Genomic DNA, 17773 nt, shown 5'->3' with positions numbered 1-17773 from the left:
TTGTGCGCAAGAGCTTCGGTGGTTGGTTTAACCGCGTTATGCAGTGCATTAAGTAAGCGGTTACGCTTACGCACCAGAATTATGGTGGCTATAGCTCAGTTGGTAGAGCCCTGGATTGTGATTCCAGTTGTCGTGGGTTCGAGTCCCATTAGCCACCCCAGATTTTGCTGGGACATGCGAAGGTGGCGGAATTGGTAGACGCGCTAGCTTCAGGTGTTAGTGTTCTTACGGACGTGAGGGTTCAAGTCCCTCTCTTCGCACCAGGCAAAACAAGTAAGCAGTAACAGGCAGTACAAAATCGGCGAGTAGCGCAGCTTGGTAGCGCAACTGGTTTGGGACCAGTGGGTCGGAGGTTCGAATCCTCTCTCGCCGACCATATTCGAAAAGCCCGCTTTGCAAAAAGCGGGCTTTTTTCGTTCGCAGCAAAAGAGGATGAGAACCTCCGAAGGAGGTTTGCGCCGGGCGTAGCGATTGTCGCTATTACGCGACACCTAACCTGCTGATTTTAAACAGCCTTACCTTTCCTTGCACAGCCTGTCGCTCAGCGGAGACAGCTTTAAACCGGTCTGTCGCGTTTTCGCGACATCGCAACCGCTGTCAGCGGGCAGAGATTGCCTAAATCAATGATATAAAATAACTTCCCGTGACTCATGCCATTCTGGCACGCTTTGTGCAATAATCTCTGCGTAGATGCTCATTCCACCTCTTATGTTTGCGGATGCAACATAAACCTGGGAATGATGCAGAGCCCCTTACGGTATCCGTTGTCCAGCTGGCAGTAACGTGCACGCGCTACTGCAGTAAGAAGGACATTACGTTGAGTCGGATACCATCAGTTGTCTTACCGACCTGATCTTACACCTGCTTCTGGCAGGTGTTTTTTTATCTGCCGTTCACGGATTGATGCCATATTCCCTGCACGCTCTTTCAGGCAAAAAAAAGCCGGGACTGGCCCGGCGTGCACAAAAATAACAACTGTAAAATCAGGCGCCAGGATTGTTCTTCAGCGTCAGTAACAGACCTTCGCGACGCATTTTAGCCGCGTCTTCCGGGCGATGCAGGCGATCGTAAACGTCCGCCAGCCAGGCATAGTCAAAGCCATCCGGACGCTGTGCCAGCGCCTGCTGGAAGGCTTCTGCGGCCTGCTGCCATTCACCGTGGCGCATCAGCAGCTGGCCGAGCGTGCTGTGCAGCAGCGGCGTGGCACCGTGCTGCTTAATCTGCTGACGCAGCGCTTTCTCCAGTGCCTGCGGGTCACCGCTTTTGATGCGCGGCATCAGCAGCACCAGCCGATCGTCATACTGACGCTTCAGCCCTTCCAGCACGATGCTTTGCGCGGTGTCCGGATCGTCGCACTCGATCAAATGCTCAGCCATCGCCACCTGCAGCGCGGTCTCCTGGCGGGTTTTGCGACTCTGGTTCTGCCACCATTTTTTCAGGCCTTCGCTGCCCTGATCGGCCATGGCCTGATTCATCAGACCCAGCCATGCCTGCTGCTGCAGCGCGTTACGCTGGTTCTCATCGTTAATCTGCGCCTTCTGCATAGAGGGCAGGATATCCAGCAGTGCGCCCCAGGCGCCGGTGCGGATATAAGCCTGCTCGGCCAGACGCAGCACTTCCGGATGGCGCGGCGCCACTTCCAGCAGGCGATCGATACCGTGACGTGCGGCGTGATCTTCGTTACGCGCCAGCTGCAGGCGCACGCGGGTGATCTCAACCGGAATGGTATCGTTCTCGGAGAGCTCAGAGGCGCGCTCCAGGTGCTGGTTAGCACGGATTTCATCGCCGCGCTGCTGCGCTGCTTCCGCCGCCAGCAGATAGTTCGCCACCGGCTGATCGGCGTGATCGGCATTCTTTGACAGCAGCTTTTCTACCTGACGGTAATCACCTTCCGCCAGCTTCATCAGCGCGCTTTGCGTGTGACGCTGGGCGCTGCGACGTTTCCGCCCGGTGAACCAGCCGCGGGTGCGGGCGCCGGTGCGGAACAGGCGACGCAGAATCCATTCGACCAGCAGAATCACCAGCAGGCTGAGAATCAGGATGATGGCCAGACCGGTGACGCTGGTCTCAATGTTCCAGTTATCGGTCTGGATCAGCACGTAGCCCTGATGGCCGGCAACCATCGGTCCCAGCACAATGCCGGCAATCAGCAGCAGGAAAAGCACCAATACTTTCAGCATGGTTAGCCTCCCTGTTGATCAGCCGCAGCCGATGGCTGCGCCAGCAGATTGCGCACGCGTGTTTGCATCAGTTTTTCCAGCAGCGCCTGGCTCTCCAGCGTGTCCGGCACGTCCATCGAAATACTTTGCTGACTCAGCTCGTCGAGCTGGGCGAGGAAGGCTTTGGTCGCCGCATCGTTAGTGTCGTACCAGGCTCGCACCCAGGTGGATACCGCATCGATGGACTGTTTGTAGATCTCATCCTGATGGCGCGGCACCGCCTGCGCGGCAATCAGCAGACGTGAACGGATGTTTTCGCGCAGATAAACATCCTGATTCGGTGCCAGCAGCGGCTGCGCGGTGTTATCGCGGCGGCGGATGGTGATGAAATCATCCATGAAGTTGTGCCAGCTCTTCACCAGATTCTGGCGCCATTCGTGCAGCGAGCTGGAGAGCTCACCGCTGTCGGCATCCATCGGCGACTCATCGCTGTCGTTATCGGCCAGACGCAGATTATCCACGCCGTTCGACAACTGGTTCAGCTTGAGGATGATGCCGTCGTAGTCCACCTGGCTGACCGCCGCCAGTGAACTGATGTCCTGGGTCAGCGCGCGGCGCACGTTCATGATGCTGGGATCGTTCATCTCCGCCAGGCTGGTGTCCGCGCTTTTCAGCAGCGCTGCCGCAGTGGTGACGTCCTGATCGCTCCACAGTTTGCGACCCGCCAGTTTGACGAGGTAGTCGGCCTGCGCCAGCAGCCAGGTGCGGGTATCGTTGCCGGAAATAGTGGCCACTTTTTCACGCAGCGTTTCCAGCTCTTTGGCGCTGTTATCCTGCTGGCTGCGCGCTTCCTGCAGCGCGGTGTTGGCGTCTGCCAGCTGCTGTGAGAGCTGTTGTTTATCGCTGCCCAGTTGCTGCTGCAGGGCGCTCAGCTGCTCGCTCAGGTTCTGGTTAGTCTGAGCCTGTAAGTCGGCCTGGTGTTTCCCATTCAGGTAAAGTCCCGCGCCAATCGCCAGTGCAATGACAATTGCCACCGCGCTCAGCACCTTGCCGTCGCTCTTTTTCGCACGAGGCGGCTGGCTGGCTGGCGTCGGGGAAGTGTCCGCAGGGGTGGTTTCTTCAACCATGGCGGAGGAGTCTTTTTGTTCCGTCATTGTGGCTCATCCCAATGTTAAGTTCAGCGTAACGCACGCAGCAGCGCGTCGTTATCCGCACCATCGGCTACCTCAATCTCCTGCCAGCCTAATTCGGCGGCCTGGGTAGCCAAACGTTCACTGACGACCAGCAGTCGACAGTGCAGCAGCCATTCCCGCCGATCGATTGGCGGAAACAGCGCAAACAGTTGTTGTAACATTTCACCGCTGGTCACCACCAGCGTGGTAATACCGCGATCGCGCCAGCGACGGCCTTCAATCGCGCCGTCGTACTGCTTTTCACAGCGCTGATAGCACTCACAGTATTGCACGTCCGCACCGCGGGCGATCAGCGTCTCCGCCAGCAGTTCACGGCCCGGACTGCCGCGCAGAATCAGCGCACGCTTGCCGCTGACCTGCTGCAGGCGATTCAGCCGCACCAGCTCTTCGCTGGTTTCCCGCGCATGCGGATAGTCAACTTTCAGATTACTGACGGTATGCAGCGCCAGCGCGGTGCTGCGACCAATGGCATAATAGTCGAGAAATGCCGGCCACGCGCTGCGTTGGTGCTGTAAAGCGGGCTGGGCAAAGTGCACCACCTGCTGCGACAGCAGAAATACCAGGTCACCGGGCTGCAGGGCGGCCAGCTTCAGCGGCAGTTGGGGGAGATCGCGACCCGGCGTGAATTCAATCAGCGGAAACGACCACGCCAGTTTGCCCTGGCTGCGCAGGCGCGCGACCAGTTCACTGGCGGCGGGTTCCGGACGGGTCACGAGGATAGTCATGCGGGCGGCTGTCCCTGATAAACTTCACGCAGAATGTCACGCGCACCGCCGTCCAGCAGCTCTTCGGCCAGTGAGATCCCCATCTGTTCGGCCTGTTCACGCGGGCCGCGGCGTTCGCCCACCACCATCTGGCTGCCATCCGGCGCACCGACCAGGCCGCGCAGCCACAGCTGATCGTCTTCCAGTACGGCAAAACTGCCGATCGGCACCTGACAGCCGCCTTCGAGACGGGTATTCATGGCGCGCTCGGCGCGCACGCAGACGGCTGTGTCGCTGTGGTTCAGCGCCTGCAGCAGCGTAATTAACGGCTGATCGTCGAGGCGGCACTCAATGCCGACCGCGCCCTGGCCCACCGCCGGCAGGGAAAACTCCGCCGGCAGCGCCTGGCGAATGCGATCTTCCAGTCCAAGGCGTTTCAGCCCGGCGGCAGCAAGAATGATGGCGTCATACTCGCCGGCGTCCAGTTTGCTGAGACGCGTACCGACGTTACCGCGCAGCGAGCGAATCACCAGATCCGGGCGCCGTGCGCTGATCTGGCACTGGCGACGCAGGCTGGACGTGCCGACCACCGCGCCCTGCGGCAGCGCGTCAATCGAGGAATAATGATTAGAGACGAACGCGTCGCGCGGATCTTCGCGCTCGCAGATGGTCACCAGTCCCAGACCGTCGGGAAAATCGACCGGCACATCTTTCATGGAATGCACCGCCATATCGGCACGGTTTTCCAGCATCGCCAGTTCAAGCTCTTTGACAAACAGTCCTTTGCCACCCACTTTCGCCAGCGGCGTATCAAGGATGACATCACCTTTGGTGACCATCGGCACCAGCTCAACCTGCAAGCCGGGATGCGCAGCCATCAGGCGCTGTTGGACAAATTGTGCCTGCCACAAGGCAAGCGGGCTTTGCCTGGTAGCAATTCTGAAAATTTTGTTTAACATGCTGTTAACCATTTTGATCGTTCATCGATTATCCTATCATTGATAGGGGAATGCTGTCAGTTTCAACGGATTGACCAGGCTGCAATCTCAGACCGGAGCCCGCTTTTTACGGCGTCAGATTCTGAGGCTGGAGTCCGAAAATGCAGGGCTACGTTTGGAACGTGCTAAACTGTCAGGTAGCGCAACTTTCTTTACGGTCAATCTTCCAGGTGTTAGATTGATCACGTTTCCAGCAATAATTTGCCCGACATCTTTATTATTAAGCGGCAGATTTTGGAAACAGGGTGCTTAACACTGGGACAATCAGGCGAAACGTCTTGTACCTCTACATTGAGACACTGAAACAGAGACTGGATGCGATTAACCAGCTGCGTGTAGATCGCGCACTGGCTGCCATGGGACCTGCTTTCCAGCACGTCTACAGTCTGCTGCCAACATTACTGCATTATCATCATCCGCTGATGCCGGGTTACCTTGAAGGTAGCGTTCCCCATGGCGTCAGCTTCTTTGCGCCTGATGAAAACCAACAGCAGCTGTTGCAACAGTTAGCGGGCGACCATCCGCTCGACCTCAGCAGCGCGGTGAAGGGCGAACTGCCTATCACCGGCATCTACTCAATGGGCAGCACCTCGTCAGTCGGCCAGAACAGCGTCTCCGACCTCGACATCTGGGTATGCCATCAGTCATGGCTGGATAACGAAGAGCGTCTCAATCTGCAGCGCAAGTGTACGCTCCTGCAAAAATGGTGTGTGTCGCTGGGTGTGGAAGTCAGCTTCTTCCTGATCGACGAAAACCGTTTCCGCCATAATGAGAGCGGCAGCCTCGGCGGTGAAGACTGCGGTTCTACCCAACATATTTTACTGCTGGATGAGTTCTACCGTACCGCCGTGCGCATGGCGGGCAAACGCATTCTGTGGAACATGGTGCCTGGCGAAGAAGAACATCACTACGACGATTACGTGATGTCGCTCTATTCACAGGGCGTGCTGACGCCGAATGAGTGGCTGGATCTCGGCGGTCTCGGCACGCTGTCGGCGGAAGAGTATTTCGGTGCCAGCCTGTGGCAGCTGTATAAAAGTATCGATTCGCCGTACAAAGCGGTGCTGAAAACCCTGCTGCTGGAAGCTTACAGCTGGGAATACCCAGACACGCAGCTGCTGGCGATGGATATCAAACAGCGGCTGCACGACGGCGAAATTGTCTGCTTCGGTCTCGATCCCTACTGCATGATGCTGGAGCGCGTGACGCGCTATCTGACCAGCGTCGATGACACCGCGCGCCTTGATTTGGTGCGCCGCTGTTTTTACCTCAAAGTGTGCGAAAAACTCTCCAGCGAGGAGCAGCATCCGCGCGCGGGCTGGCGGCGTGAAATCCTGTCGCAGCTGGTGAAAGAGTGGGGCTGGGACGATGAGAAGCTGGCGGTGCTGGATAATCGCGCGCAGTGGAAAATCGAACGGGTGCGCGAGGCGCACAACGAGCTGCTGGATGCGATGATGCAGAGCTATCGCAACCTGATCCGTTTTGCCCGTCGCAACAATTTAAGCGTCAGCGCCAGCCCGCAGGACATCGGCGTGCTGACGCGTAAATTGTACGCCGCGTTTGAAGCGCTGCCGGGCAAAGTCACGCTGGTGAACCCGCAAATCTCGCCCGATCTGTCGGAAGAGAACCTGACCTTTATTCATGTGCCGGCCGGGCGCGCCAACCGTGCCGGCTGGTATCTGTATAACCAGTCGCCGGACATGAGCTCAATCATCAGCCATCAGCCGCTGGAATATAACCGCTATCTCAACAAGTTAGTGGCATGGGCATGGTTTAACGGACTGCTGACGCGCAAAACCCGTCTGCACATTAAGGGCAATGAGTTCTGCGATCTGCCGCGCCTGCAGGAGCTGGTCAACGATGTCTCCAGCCACTTCCCGCTGCGTCTGCCGGCGCCGACGCCGAAAGCGCTCTACAGCCCGTGCGAAATCCGGCATCTTGCGATCATCGTTAACCTCGAACACGATCCGACCTCGGCGTTCCGCAATCAGGTAGTGCACTTCGACTTCCGTAAGCTGGATGTGTTTAGCTTTGGTCAGCAGCAGCAGTGCCTGATCGGCAGCATCGATCTGCTGTACCGCAACTCGTGGAACGAAGTGCGTACGCTGCACTTCAGCGGCGAGCAGGCGATGATTGAAGCGCTGAAAACCATTCTGGGCAAAATGCATCAGGACGCCGCACCGCCGGACACGGTAGAAGTATTCTGCTACAGCCAGCATCTGCGTGGCCTGATTCGTACCCGGGTGCAGCAGCTGGTGTCGGAATGCATTGAGCTGCGTCTGTCGAGCACGCGTCAGGAGCCGGGCCGCTTTAAAGCGCTGCGCATGGCCGGTCAGACCTGGGGCCTGTTTTTCGAACGCATGAGCGTCTCGGTGCAGAAGCTGGAAAACGCGGTCGAGTTTTACGGCGCGATTTCCAACAACAAGCTGCACGGTTTGTCGATCAAAGTTGAATCGAACCAAACGCCGCTGCCGCCGGTGGTCAACGGCTACGCCAGCGAAGGCATCATTCAGTTCTTCTTTGAAGACACCAGTGACGATCGCGGCTTCAATATCTACATTCTTGATGAAAGCAACCGGGTTGAGGTATATCACCATTGCGAAGGCAGCAAAGAGGAGCTGGTACGTGACGTCAGCCGCTTCTATTCGTCGTCGCACGATCGCTTTACCTACGGCTCAAGCTTTATCAATTTCAACCTGCCGCAGTTCTATCAGATTGTGCACGCCGGCGATCGCTTCCAGGTGATTCCGTTCCGCAGCCAGACGCTGACGCAGCTGTGCGCCACCCAGCCGGACAACGACAACGGCGACTTCCAGCCGCGCTACCAGATGCACTAAAGCCACTGCGCTGTACGCAGTGGCCTGCCCCCGTTTCTGAACCTTCTGCCGGATATTTCCTGTTGCTTTTACAACGTCAACTGCGATGATAAGCAGCTGGGATTTGGATAAAAAGAGCAGACAGAATGATACGAGTGATGAGCCAGCTGGGTATGGCGCTGGCACTGGTCAGCCTGGTAGGCTGTGGCCTGAAAGGACCGCTGTATTTCCCGCCCAACGATCGGCCGCAACAGAAAAATCAGCCGGTGACTGAGCAGCAGCAGAAAGCGGCACAGGATGCGGATACCAGCGGGCTGGTCACCAGCAAACCGGCTGGCGTGCAGGCGAATTAAACCCGATGAGTCATCCGGCGGAGCAGAAAATGCAGTTCTCGAAAATGCACGGTCTCGGTAACGACTTTATGGTCGTCGATGCCGTGACGCAAAACGTCTTTTTTTCGCCGGAACTGATTCGCCGCCTGGCGGATCGGCATCTGGGGATCGGCTTCGATCAGTTGCTGATCGTCGAGCCACCTTACGATCCGGATCTCGATTTCCACTACCGCATCTTCAACGCTGACGGCAGCGAAGTGGCGCAGTGCGGCAACGGCGCGCGCTGTTTTGCCCGCTTTGTTCGCCTCAAAGGGCTGACCAATAAAAGCGACATTCGCGTCAGCACCCAGACCGGCCGCATGGTACTGAGCGTCACCAGCGATGAGCTGGTACGCGTTAACATGGGCGAGCCCAACTTTGACCCGCAGCAGGTGCCGCTGCGCGCTAACAAGGCGGAAAACCTCTATCTGCAGCGCGTGGCCGAGCAGACCGTAATGTTTGGCGCGGTATCAATGGGCAATCCACACTGCGTGATCCAGGTTGAAAGCGTGAAAACCGCCGCGGTGGTGACGCTCGGTCCGGCACTGGAGAGCCATGAGCGCTTTCCCGAGCGCGTGAACGTCGGCTTTATGGAAGTGGTCAATCCGGAACACATCCGTCTGCGCGTGTATGAACGCGGCGCGGGCGAAACCCAGGCGTGTGGCAGCGGCGCCTGCGCCGCAGTGGCCTGCGGCATTCAGCAGGGCATTCTGGCGGAGAAAGTGCGCGTCGATCTGCCCGGCGGCACGCTGCATATCGCCTGGAAAGGGGCCGGTCAGCCGCTGTTTATGACCGGGCCAGCCACACACGTCTATGATGGGTTTATTCATCTATGAAAAATATCGAAGAGCAGACCGACAGCGCGGTTTTGCTGGACGATCAGGCGGTGAGCGCCTGGCTGCGTCACAACCCCGATTTCTTTATTCGCAATGCGCGCCAGGTTGAGCAAATGATGGTGCCGCATCCGGTGCGCGGCAGCGTATCGCTGGTGGAGTGGCATATGGCGCGTCAGCGCAACCACATCCAGCAGCTGGAAGAGGAGATTACGCTGCTGATGGAGCAGGCAACCGCCAATCATCAGCTGTTCGATCGCCTGCTGGCGTTGCAAAGCCATCTCGCGGCGGCCGATAGCCTGCAGGAGATGCTGACGCGCCTGCACCGCTGGGCGCGCGAGCTTGGCCTTGCGGGCGCTAATGTGCGGCTGTTCAGCGACCGCTGGCGCATCGGCGCACCCTCCGATTTCACCCAGCTTGGTCTGTCACGCCAGGCGTTTGAGCCGCTGCGCATCCAGCGCTTTGGTCAGCAGCATCACTACCTTGGCAGCCTGAACGGACCGGAGCTGCTGCTGCTGCTGCCGCAGGCAAAAGCCGTCGGATCGGTGGCGATGTCGCTGATGGGCGAGCAGGGCGATCTCGGCGTACTGATCTTCAGCAGCCGCGACAACCAGCACTATCAGGCGGGTATGGGCACGCTGCTGCTGCAGCATCTGGCACAAATGCTGCCCGACCTGCTGTCTCGCTGGGTGGAGCGCGCATGAGCAGCGCCAGCCCGCTGTTGCCGGCCGTTGAGGGCTTTCTGCGCTATCTGAAAGTCGAACGCCAGCTCAGCCCGCTGACGCAAAAGAATTACCAGCGCCAGCTGCAGGCGCTTATCGCCATGGCGGATGACATGCACATTACCGCGTGGTCGCAGCTGGAACCGGCTCAGGTGCGCAGTCTGGCGGCGCGTAGCCGGCGCGGCGGTCTCGGGGCCAGTAGCCTGGCCCTGCGCATGTCGGCGCTGCGCAGCTTTCTCGACTGGCAGGTCAGCCAGGGCATGCTGAGCGCCAATCCGGCGAAAGGCATCGCCACGCCGCGCAACGCACGGCATCTGCCAAAAAATATGGATGTCGACGAAGTCAGCCAGCTGCTGGAGATCGACCTCGACGATCCGCTGGCAGTGCGCGACCGCGCCATGCTGGAAACCATGTACGGCGGCGGTTTACGTCTCGCTGAGCTGGTGGGCATCGACTGTCGTCATCTGGACCTGGAGAGCGGTGAGGTCTGGGTGCGCGGTAAAGGCAGCAAAGAGCGCCGCGTGCCGATTGGCGGCACCGCCGTCACCTGGCTGCAGCACTGGCTGCCGCTACGCAACAGCTTCGCGCCGCAGGATGATGCAGTTTTTGTGTCGACGCGCGGCAGCCGTATTTCGGCGCGCAATGTGCAGAAACGCTTCGCCGAATGGGGCATTAAGCAGGGCGTCGCCAGCCATATCCACCCGCATAAGCTGCGCCACTCGTTTGCTACCCATCTGCTGGAATCGAGCGGCGATCTGCGCGCGGTGCAGGAGCTGCTCGGCCACGCCAACCTCTCGACCACGCAAATCTATACCCACCTGGATTTCCAGCATCTGGCGTCGGTGTACGATGCGGCACACCCGCGTGCCAAACGAGGAAAGTCTGAATGAAGTTTTATCGCCCGCTGGGCCCGATCAAAGCCATCACCTTCGATCTCGACGATACGCTGTATGACAACTATCCGGTGATCCGCAAAACCACGGCGGAATCGCACGCTGCGCTGCAGGCGTATCACCCGGCGCTGCGCGAGTTTACGCCGGAAGATTATCAGGCGCTGCGCGATGAACTGCTGCTGCGTGAACCGGAAATTTATCACGATGTCTCTGAGTGGCGTCGCCGCTCGGTAGAGCTGGCGCTGCTCAACGCCGGACTGCCGGCCGCGCAAGCCAGCGCAGGTGCCCGCGACGTGATGAGCGTGTTTCACCAGTGGCGCAGTGCGGTGGAGATGCCAGAAGAGACGCATCAGACGCTGGCCTGGCTCGGCGAGCGCGTGCCGCTGGTGGCGATCACCAATGGCAATGCCGACCCGCAAAAGCTCGGTATTGATCACTACTTCCAGTTCGCGCTGCGCGCCGGTCCGCACGGCCGCGCCAAGCCGTGGCAGGATATGTACCATCTGGCCGCCGAACGGTTGGGCATTGCGCCGCAGCATATTCTGCACGTCGGCGATGACCTGACCACCGACGTCGCCGGTGCGCTGCGCGCCGGTCTGCAGGCGTGCTGGATCAACCTGCGTGACGGCAATCTGATGAAGATTGATGACGCGCGCCTGCTGCCACACGTGGAAATTCATCAGTTGGCATCGCTGACCTCGCTGCTATAATGGCTGTAAATTTATCCAGTCGTATTCTGTATTCTGCAACGCGCGGCCGTGCAGGCTGTGTGTCACCAGCCTGATCGCTTAGCTGATTACGCCCTCGCAGATATCTGCCCTTGCCGCCTGGCGGCAACGCGAACGGTGCAGGATACGCATCCTACTTGCTTAAAACGGTGCTTATGGACGTTTCCGATCTGCTTAACGGCTTGAATGACAAACAGCGCGAAGCGGTCGCCGCGCCGCGCAACAATCTGCTGGTGCTGGCCGGAGCAGGCAGCGGTAAAACCCGCGTGCTGGTGCATCGCATCGCCTGGCTGTTGTCGGTAGAGAACTGCTCGCCTTACTCAATCATGGCGGTGACCTTCACCAACAAGGCGGCGGCGGAGATGCGCCACCGTATCGACCAGCTGATCGGCACCAGCCAGGGCGGCATGTGGATTGGTACCTTCCACGGCCTGGCGCACCGTTTACTGCGCGCGCACCACCTGGATGCCGGGCTGCCGCAGGATTTCCAGATCCTCGACAGCGAAGATCAGCTGCGTCTGCTCAAGCGCCTGATCAAAGCCATGAACCTCGACGAGAAACAGTGGCCGGCGCGTCAGGGCATGTGGTACATCAACGGCAAAAAGGACGAAGGGCTGCGGCCTAAGCATATCGAAAGCTACGGCAATCCGGTGGAGCAGACGTGGCTGCGTATCTATCAGGCGTACCAGGAAGCCTGCGATCGCGCCGGGCTGGTCGACTTCGCCGAACTGCTGCTGCGGGCGCATGAGCTGTGGCTCAACAAGCCGCAGATTCTCAATCACTACCGTGAGCGCTTCAGCAATATTCTGGTGGACGAATTCCAGGACACCAACAACATTCAGTACGCGTGGATTCGCATGCTGGCTGGCGACAGCGGCCGGGTCATCATCGTTGGCGATGACGATCAGTCCATTTACGGCTGGCGCGGCGCGCAGGTGGAGAACATCCAGCGTTTCCTGCAGGATTTCCCAGGCGCGGAAACCATCCGTCTTGAGCAGAACTATCGCTCCACCAATAACATTCTGAAAGCAGCCAACGCCCTGATTGCCAATAACAATGGCCGTCTGGGGAAAGAGCTGTGGACCGACGGCAGCGACGGTGAAAAGATTTCACTGTATTGCGCGTTCAACGAGCTGGATGAAGCGCGCTTTGTCGTCAATCGCATCAAAACCTGGCATGAAAACGGCAACGCGCTGCAGGATTGCGCCATTCTCTACCGCAGCAACGCCCAGTCGCGCGTGCTGGAAGAGGCGCTGCTGCAGGGCAGCATGCCGTACCGCATTTATGGCGGCATGCGCTTCTTCGAGCGCCAGGAGATCAAAGATGCGCTGGCCTATTTGCGGCTGCTGGCCAACCGCAATGACGATGCGGCATTCGAGCGCGTGGTCAACACGCCGGTGCGCGGCGTTGGCGATCGCACGCTCGATGTGGTGCGCCAGACCGCGCGTGAGCAGCAGCTGACGTTGTGGCAGGCCACGCGCGCACTGCTGCAATCCAAAGCGCTGGCTGGCCGTGCCGCCTCGGCGCTGCAGCGCTTCTGCGAGCTGGTGGATGCGCTGGCGACGGAAACCGCTGAGCTGCCGCTGCACGTACAGACCGATCGGGTGATTAAAGACTCCGGCCTGTGGCTGATGTACGAGCAGGAAAAGGGCGAAAAAGGCCAGGCGCGTATCGAAAACTTAGAGGAATTGGTCACCGCCACGCGCCAGTTCAGCTATCAGGACGAAGACGAAGATCTGATGCCGCTGCAGGCGTTTCTGTCGCACGCGGCGCTGGAAGCCGGTGAAGGCCAGGCGGACAAGTGGCAGGATGCGGTGCAGCTGATGACGCTGCACTCGGCGAAAGGGCTGGAGTTCAGCCAGGTGTTTATCGTCGGCATGGAAGAGGGCATGTTCCCGAGCCAGATGTCGCTGGACGAAGGCGGCCGGCTGGAGGAGGAGCGTCGCCTGGCGTATGTCGGCGTGACGCGCGCGATGGAGAAGCTGACGCTCACCTACGCCGAAACCCGTCGCCTTTATGGTAAGGAAGTGTATCACCGGCCATCGCGTTTCATTGGTGAACTGCCGGAAGCGTGCGTGGAAGAGGTGCGGCTGCGCGCCAGCGTGAGCCGGCCGGTGAGCCATCAGCGCATGGGCACACCGGTGGCGAAGAGCGACAGCGGCTTCGCGCTCGGGCAGCGCGTGCGCCACGCTAAGTTCGGTGAAGGCACCATTATCAATCTGGAAGGCAGCGGCGAGCACAGCCGTCTGCAGGTGGCCTTCCAGGGCCAGGGCATCAAGTGGCTGGTGGCGGCTTACGCCCGGCTGGAAACCGTGTAGCGCGGTTGCGCTACCTTGACGACTTTTTCGTCTCAGCGTAACATGCGCGCACTATTATCATGAGAGGACAATGCCTTGGACGCGCCCAGTCGATGCTGGCTCTATACCCTGGTTAACAGGGACAATTTCTAAGGCTACCTCTTTAACGCGGGTAGCCTTAGCGGTTATCAGCGACCTCCCTTTTTGATCCCGTCGCACGAGTCAGCACTGATTTACCCTTGAAGCGAAAGTTTCCGCGTTCAGGCTTTGCCGTGCCCGTGGTGCCAGCAGCACTGCGGTTCACCGCCTTGTCCCATGTCGTCTGCAATGGGGAGTATTGCTATGCTGAGCGCATTTAAACTGGAGCGCGATCGCCTGACGCGCATCGAGCTGGAAGACAACAACAACAAACTCAACACCTCGGTGTGGGTCGATCTGATCGAGCCGGACGACAGCGAGCGTGAGCGCGTGCAGTCAGAACTGGGGCAGAGCCTGGCAACGCGCCCCGAGCTGGAGGACATTGAGGCCTCGGCGCGTTTCTTCGAAGACGAAGACGGCCTGCACATCCACTCCTTTTTCTTTTTTGAAGATGCTGAAGACCACGCTGGCAACTCCACCGTGGCGTTTACCATCCGCGAAGATCGCCTGTACACACTGCGCGAGCGTGAGCTGCCGGCGTTCCGCCTGTACCGCATGCGCGCGCGCAATCAGCAGCTGACTGACGGCAACGCCTACGAACTGCTGCTCGATCTGTTCGAAACCAAAATCGAGCAGCTGGCGGATGAGATCGAGAACATCTATAGCGCGCTGGAAAAACTCAGCCGCGTGATTATGGAAGGGCAACAGGGCGAAGAGTACGACGACGCGCTGTCGCGCCTGGCGGAGCTGGAGGATATCGGCTGGAAAGTGCGTCTTTGCCTGATGGATACCCAGCGTGCGCTGAACTTCCTGGTGCGTAAAGCGCGGCTGCCGGGCAATCAGCTGGAGCAGGCGCGCGAGATCCTGCGCGACATCGAATCGCTGCTGCCGCACAACGAATCGCTGTTCCAGAAGGTTAACTTCCTGATGCAGGCGGCGATGGGCTTTATTAACATCGAGCAGAACCGCATTATCAAAATCTTCTCGGTGGTGTCCGTGGTGTTCCTGCCGCCGACGCTGGTGGCCTCCAGCTACGGCATGAACTTTGAGTTTATGCCGGAGCTGAAGTGGAGCTTTGGTTATCCCGGTGCGATTGGCCTGATGATTCTCGCCGGGCTGGCGCCGTATCTCTATTTCAAACGGAAGAACTGGCTGTAATCGCACAGCATTGCATCATCGCACAGAACCGTAGCGGCGCGATTCATCGCGCTTTGTCTAACGGATGCTCAGCATATTGCGCCGTGGCATTCGCGTTATTAATACGCAAACCTGAGCGCAATAAATTGCGCCGCTACAACAGCGTGCGGTCTTTTGCTGGCGCCTTACCCCTGACGCGCCAGCGCTAATCTGCTAACCTGTTGCCTCAACTCACTTTCTGATTTCCACCTTATGGCGCGTTTCTCTTTGCGGCAGCAGTGGGCGCTGCTGTTGACGGCTTCGCTGGTGCTGGGCTGCCTGCTCCAGCTATTGCACCTGCCGGCTGCACTGCTGCTCGGTCCGATGATTGTCGGTACCATTATGGGGCTGAGCGGCGCAACCGTGCGCATCGACAAACGGCTGTTCGTGCTGGCGCAGGCGGTGCTGGGCTGCATGATCGGCCAGAGCCTGTCGCCTGCGATCCTCTCGCCGCTGCTCGATGACTGGCCGGTGGTGCTGGCGGTGCTGCTGCTGACGCTGGCGGCCAGCGGGCTGTCCGGTTTTCTGCTGGTGCGCTTTAGCTCGCTGCCGGGACCGACCGGCGCGTGGGGATCGTCGCCGGGCGGCGCGTCCGCAATGGTGGCGATGGCGGGCGATTTCGGTGCCGACGTGCGGCTGGTGGCGTTTATGCAATATCTGCGCGTACTGTTTGTTGCTACCGCCGCGGCCGTGGTGGCCCGCATCGGCCTCGGCAGCAGCGGGGCTGCCGCCCACATTGTCTGGCTGCCGCCGCTGCACAGTGGCTTCGTGCTGACGCTGCTGGTGATGGTGGCGGGCGCGTGGCTGGGGCAGAAACTGCGTATCCCATCCGGCGCGCTGCTGCTGCCGGCGCTGATGGGTGCCACGCTGCACGGAACGGGGGTCGCGACGCTGCAGGTGCCGGAGTGGCTGCTGGCACTGGCCTATGCGCTGATCGGCTGGAGCGTTGGCCTGCGCTTTACCCGGCCGATCTTTTTGCTGGCGCTGCGCACGCTGCCGCAAATGATCGCCTCGATTATCGGTCTGATGCTGCTGTGCGGGGGGCTGGCGTGGATGCTGACGCGCGTGCTGCACGTCGATCTGATGACCGCTTATCTGGCAACCAGCCCGGGCGGGCTGGATACGGTGGCGATTATTGCTGCTGGCAGCCGGGTCGATATTGCGTTTGTTATGGCGCTGCAGACGCTGCGTCTGTTTACCATTCTGCTTACCGGCCCTGCGATGGCCCGTTTTATCTCACGCTATGCGCACGCGCGTGCGGGCTGAAAACAGCAGCGCGTCCAGAATGAAGATCGCCAGCGCCAGCCAGATGAAGCCGAAGGTCACCATTTTATCCGGCGTCAGGCTCTCACCGTAAAACAGCACCGCCAGCAGGAACATCAGCGTCGGCCCCAGATACTGAAAGAAACCGACCGTCGACAGGCGCAGGCGCGCGCAGGCGGCGGCAAACAGCATCAGCGGAATGGTGGTAATGATGCCGGCGGCGATCAGCTTGAGGTTCAGGCTGAGCGGATTAGCGCTGAGGTGGCTGGTGGCGCTGTCAGCAAAGCCAAACAGATAGATGGCCGCCAGCGGGAACAGCCACGCGGTTTCAATCAGCATACCGCTCTGTGCATCAACCTGAATCTTCTTGCGCACCAGCCCGTACAGCGCGAAGCTCAGCGCCAGGCCGAGGCCGATGATCGGCAGCGAACCGAACTGCCACAGCTGCACCAGCACGCCGGTGGCCGCCAGCAGCACCGCCAGCCACTGCAGACGGCGGAAACGCTCGCGCAGAAACAGCATGCCAAACACCACGTTAATCAGCGGGTTGATAAAGTAGCCGAGGCTGGCCTCCAGCATATGCTGATTATTCACCGCCCAGATAAACAGCAGCCAGTTGCCGCCGATGGTCAGTGCGGTCAGCGCCAGCAGCAGCACTTTTTTCGGCTGCGCCAGCACGCTGCGCACCTGACGCCAGCTGCGGCTCAGGGTAATCAGCCCCAGCATAAACAGGGCCGACCAAATTACGCGGTGGGTCATAATTTCCGTCGGTGGCACTTCTTTGACCAGCTTGAAATAGGCCGGTGCGATGCCCCAGATAAAGTAAGCGCCCAGCGCATAAAAAATGCCCTGACGCGTTTGTTGCGTATCCATCATCTATTCCAGAAAAGCGGCGAGTGTGGCAGGCCGCACGAAGTTAACCAATAAGATAGGTCGCAGTCGCGGTGGCGATGTAATCGCCCTGCTGATTGTGCAATTCGACGCGCGCAACCGCGACTTTATTCCCGGCGCGCAGCAGGCTGCTGGTGGCGACAAAGCGCTCGCCGCGGCCCGGGCGCAGGTAGTCGACGCGCATATCAATGGTGCCCATGCGTGACAGGCGCTGACGCAGCTCCTCTTCGCTGATGCTCTGCTGGCGCGACAGCGCATGGCTGACGCACACCAGCCCGGCGGCAACATCCAGCACTGAGGCAATCACGCCACCGTGCAGAATCTGCTGCGCGGCATTGCCCACCAGCATGGTTTTATTGGCAAAGCCGAGTTCGGCGTAATCGGCTTCAAGGCGATCCAGCTCAAGGCCCAGTGCCTGATTAAACGGCATGTGATAGACAAAAATTTCGCCAATCAGCCGGCGCGCTTCCTGCTGTGTCAGCATCAGGGATGACATTTTTCCTGCCTTAAGATGTTAAAGAATTGTGTATATTATGCCGCGTTCGCGCCGCTTTCCAGTTTCAGAAATCCGCGCTAATCAACCACCGGGTT

General features: G+C 59.4%; 15 protein-coding genes and 3 tRNA genes. 12 read left to right on the top strand and 6 right to left on the bottom strand.

All coding sequences use genetic code 11. The features are described from left to right. Positions 1-84 precede the first annotated feature (84 nt). The 3 genes from F3I21_RS18725 (at position 85) to F3I21_RS18715 (ending at position 376) form a co-directional block, all read left to right on the top strand. A tRNA-His gene (locus F3I21_RS18725) sits at positions 85-160 on the top strand. 16 nt (positions 161-176) lie between these two features. Next, positions 177-263: transfer RNA gene (locus F3I21_RS18720), tRNA-Leu, on the top strand. 36 nt (positions 264-299) lie between these two features. Further along, positions 300-376, top strand: a tRNA-Pro gene (locus tag F3I21_RS18715). A gap of 607 nt (positions 377-983) precedes the next feature. Here F3I21_RS18715 and hemY read toward each other — a convergent pair. The 4 genes from hemY to hemC are packed head-to-tail and all read right to left on the bottom strand — an operon-like array spanning position 984 to position 5015. Beyond that, positions 984-2180, bottom strand: coding sequence for a protoheme IX biogenesis protein HemY (gene hemY / locus F3I21_RS18710; RefSeq protein WP_058775512.1), 1197 nt, complete (start codon positions 2178-2180; stop codon positions 984-986). Positions 2181-2182: 2 nt separating this feature from the next. After that, positions 2183-3313 carry a uroporphyrinogen-III C-methyltransferase gene (hemX, locus tag F3I21_RS18705; protein WP_058758109.1) on the bottom strand — a complete coding sequence of 377 codons (1131 nt, stop codon included), beginning with the start codon at positions 3311-3313 and terminating at the stop codon, positions 2183-2185. A 23-nt stretch (positions 3314-3336) separates the two neighbouring features. Next, complete coding sequence (gene hemD, locus F3I21_RS18700) at positions 3337-4077, bottom strand: uroporphyrinogen-III synthase (RefSeq protein ID WP_058781632.1); 741 nt, start codon at positions 4075-4077, stop codon at positions 3337-3339. Beyond that, positions 4074-5015, bottom strand: a complete 942-nt coding sequence (gene hemC / locus F3I21_RS18695; protein ID WP_150059516.1) for a hydroxymethylbilane synthase — start codon at positions 5013-5015, stop codon at positions 4074-4076. The genes hemD and hemC overlap by 4 nt, the downstream gene beginning before the upstream one ends. 317 nt (positions 5016-5332) lie before the next feature. On the opposite strand from hemC, the gene F3I21_RS18690 reads away from it, so the two are divergent. From F3I21_RS18690 to F3I21_RS18650, 9 genes are all read left to right on the top strand, one after another. Then, positions 5333-7891: a class I adenylate cyclase gene (locus tag F3I21_RS18690; RefSeq protein WP_058771065.1), complete on the top strand. Its 2559-nt coding sequence runs from the start codon at positions 5333-5335 to the stop codon at positions 7889-7891. Between the two features lie 125 nt (positions 7892-8016). Then, on the top strand, positions 8017-8223 hold the full coding sequence (locus F3I21_RS18685) for a lipoprotein (RefSeq protein ID WP_022548017.1): 207 nt from the start codon (positions 8017-8019) through the stop codon (positions 8221-8223). A 29-nt stretch (positions 8224-8252) separates the two neighbouring features. Beyond that, positions 8253-9077 (top strand): diaminopimelate epimerase, encoded by an 825-nt coding sequence (gene dapF / locus F3I21_RS18680; RefSeq protein ID WP_088516584.1) that lies wholly within the window; start codon positions 8253-8255, stop codon positions 9075-9077. After that, positions 9074-9778: a DUF484 domain-containing protein gene (locus F3I21_RS18675; RefSeq protein ID WP_021506972.1), complete on the top strand. Its 705-nt coding sequence runs from the start codon at positions 9074-9076 to the stop codon at positions 9776-9778. The genes dapF and F3I21_RS18675 overlap by 4 nt, the downstream gene beginning before the upstream one ends. Then, positions 9775-10686, top strand: a complete 912-nt coding sequence (gene xerC / locus F3I21_RS18670; protein ID WP_021506971.1) for a tyrosine recombinase XerC — start codon at positions 9775-9777, stop codon at positions 10684-10686. Before F3I21_RS18675 ends, xerC begins: the two co-directional genes overlap by 4 nt. Next, complete coding sequence (gene yigB / locus F3I21_RS18665; RefSeq protein WP_021506970.1) at positions 10683-11399, top strand: 5-amino-6-(5-phospho-D-ribitylamino)uracil phosphatase YigB; 717 nt, start codon at positions 10683-10685, stop codon at positions 11397-11399. The genes xerC and yigB overlap by 4 nt, the downstream gene beginning before the upstream one ends. 173 nt (positions 11400-11572) lie before the next feature. Then, positions 11573-13735 (top strand): DNA helicase II, encoded by a 2163-nt coding sequence (gene uvrD, locus F3I21_RS18660; protein WP_150059515.1) that lies wholly within the window; start codon positions 11573-11575, stop codon positions 13733-13735. 321 nt (positions 13736-14056) lie between these two features. After that, positions 14057-15010, top strand: coding sequence for a magnesium/cobalt transporter CorA (gene corA / locus F3I21_RS18655; RefSeq protein WP_150059514.1), 954 nt, complete (start codon positions 14057-14059; stop codon positions 15008-15010). A 231-nt stretch (positions 15011-15241) separates the two neighbouring features. Then, positions 15242-16294: an AbrB family transcriptional regulator gene (locus F3I21_RS18650; protein ID WP_058775517.1), complete on the top strand. Its 1053-nt coding sequence runs from the start codon at positions 15242-15244 to the stop codon at positions 16292-16294. Here F3I21_RS18650 and rarD read toward each other — a convergent pair. Further along, positions 16265-17164 carry an EamA family transporter RarD gene (gene rarD, locus F3I21_RS18645; protein ID WP_058771068.1) on the bottom strand — a complete coding sequence of 300 codons (900 nt, stop codon included), beginning with the start codon at positions 17162-17164 and terminating at the stop codon, positions 16265-16267. The genes F3I21_RS18650 and rarD overlap by 30 nt on opposite strands. Before the next feature lie 43 nt (positions 17165-17207). Then, complete coding sequence (locus F3I21_RS18640; protein WP_058781585.1) at positions 17208-17678, bottom strand: thioesterase family protein; 471 nt, start codon at positions 17676-17678, stop codon at positions 17208-17210. Positions 17679-17773: the final 95 nt, after the last annotated feature.

Origin of the sequence: Pantoea sp. B_9 (assembly GCF_008632015.1) — a bacterium.
Classification (GTDB): Bacteria; Pseudomonadota; Gammaproteobacteria; order Enterobacterales; family Enterobacteriaceae; genus Pantoea; species Pantoea dispersa.
Note: the sequence above shows the minus strand (reverse complement) of the source record. Positions and strands in the feature narration are given on the sequence as shown.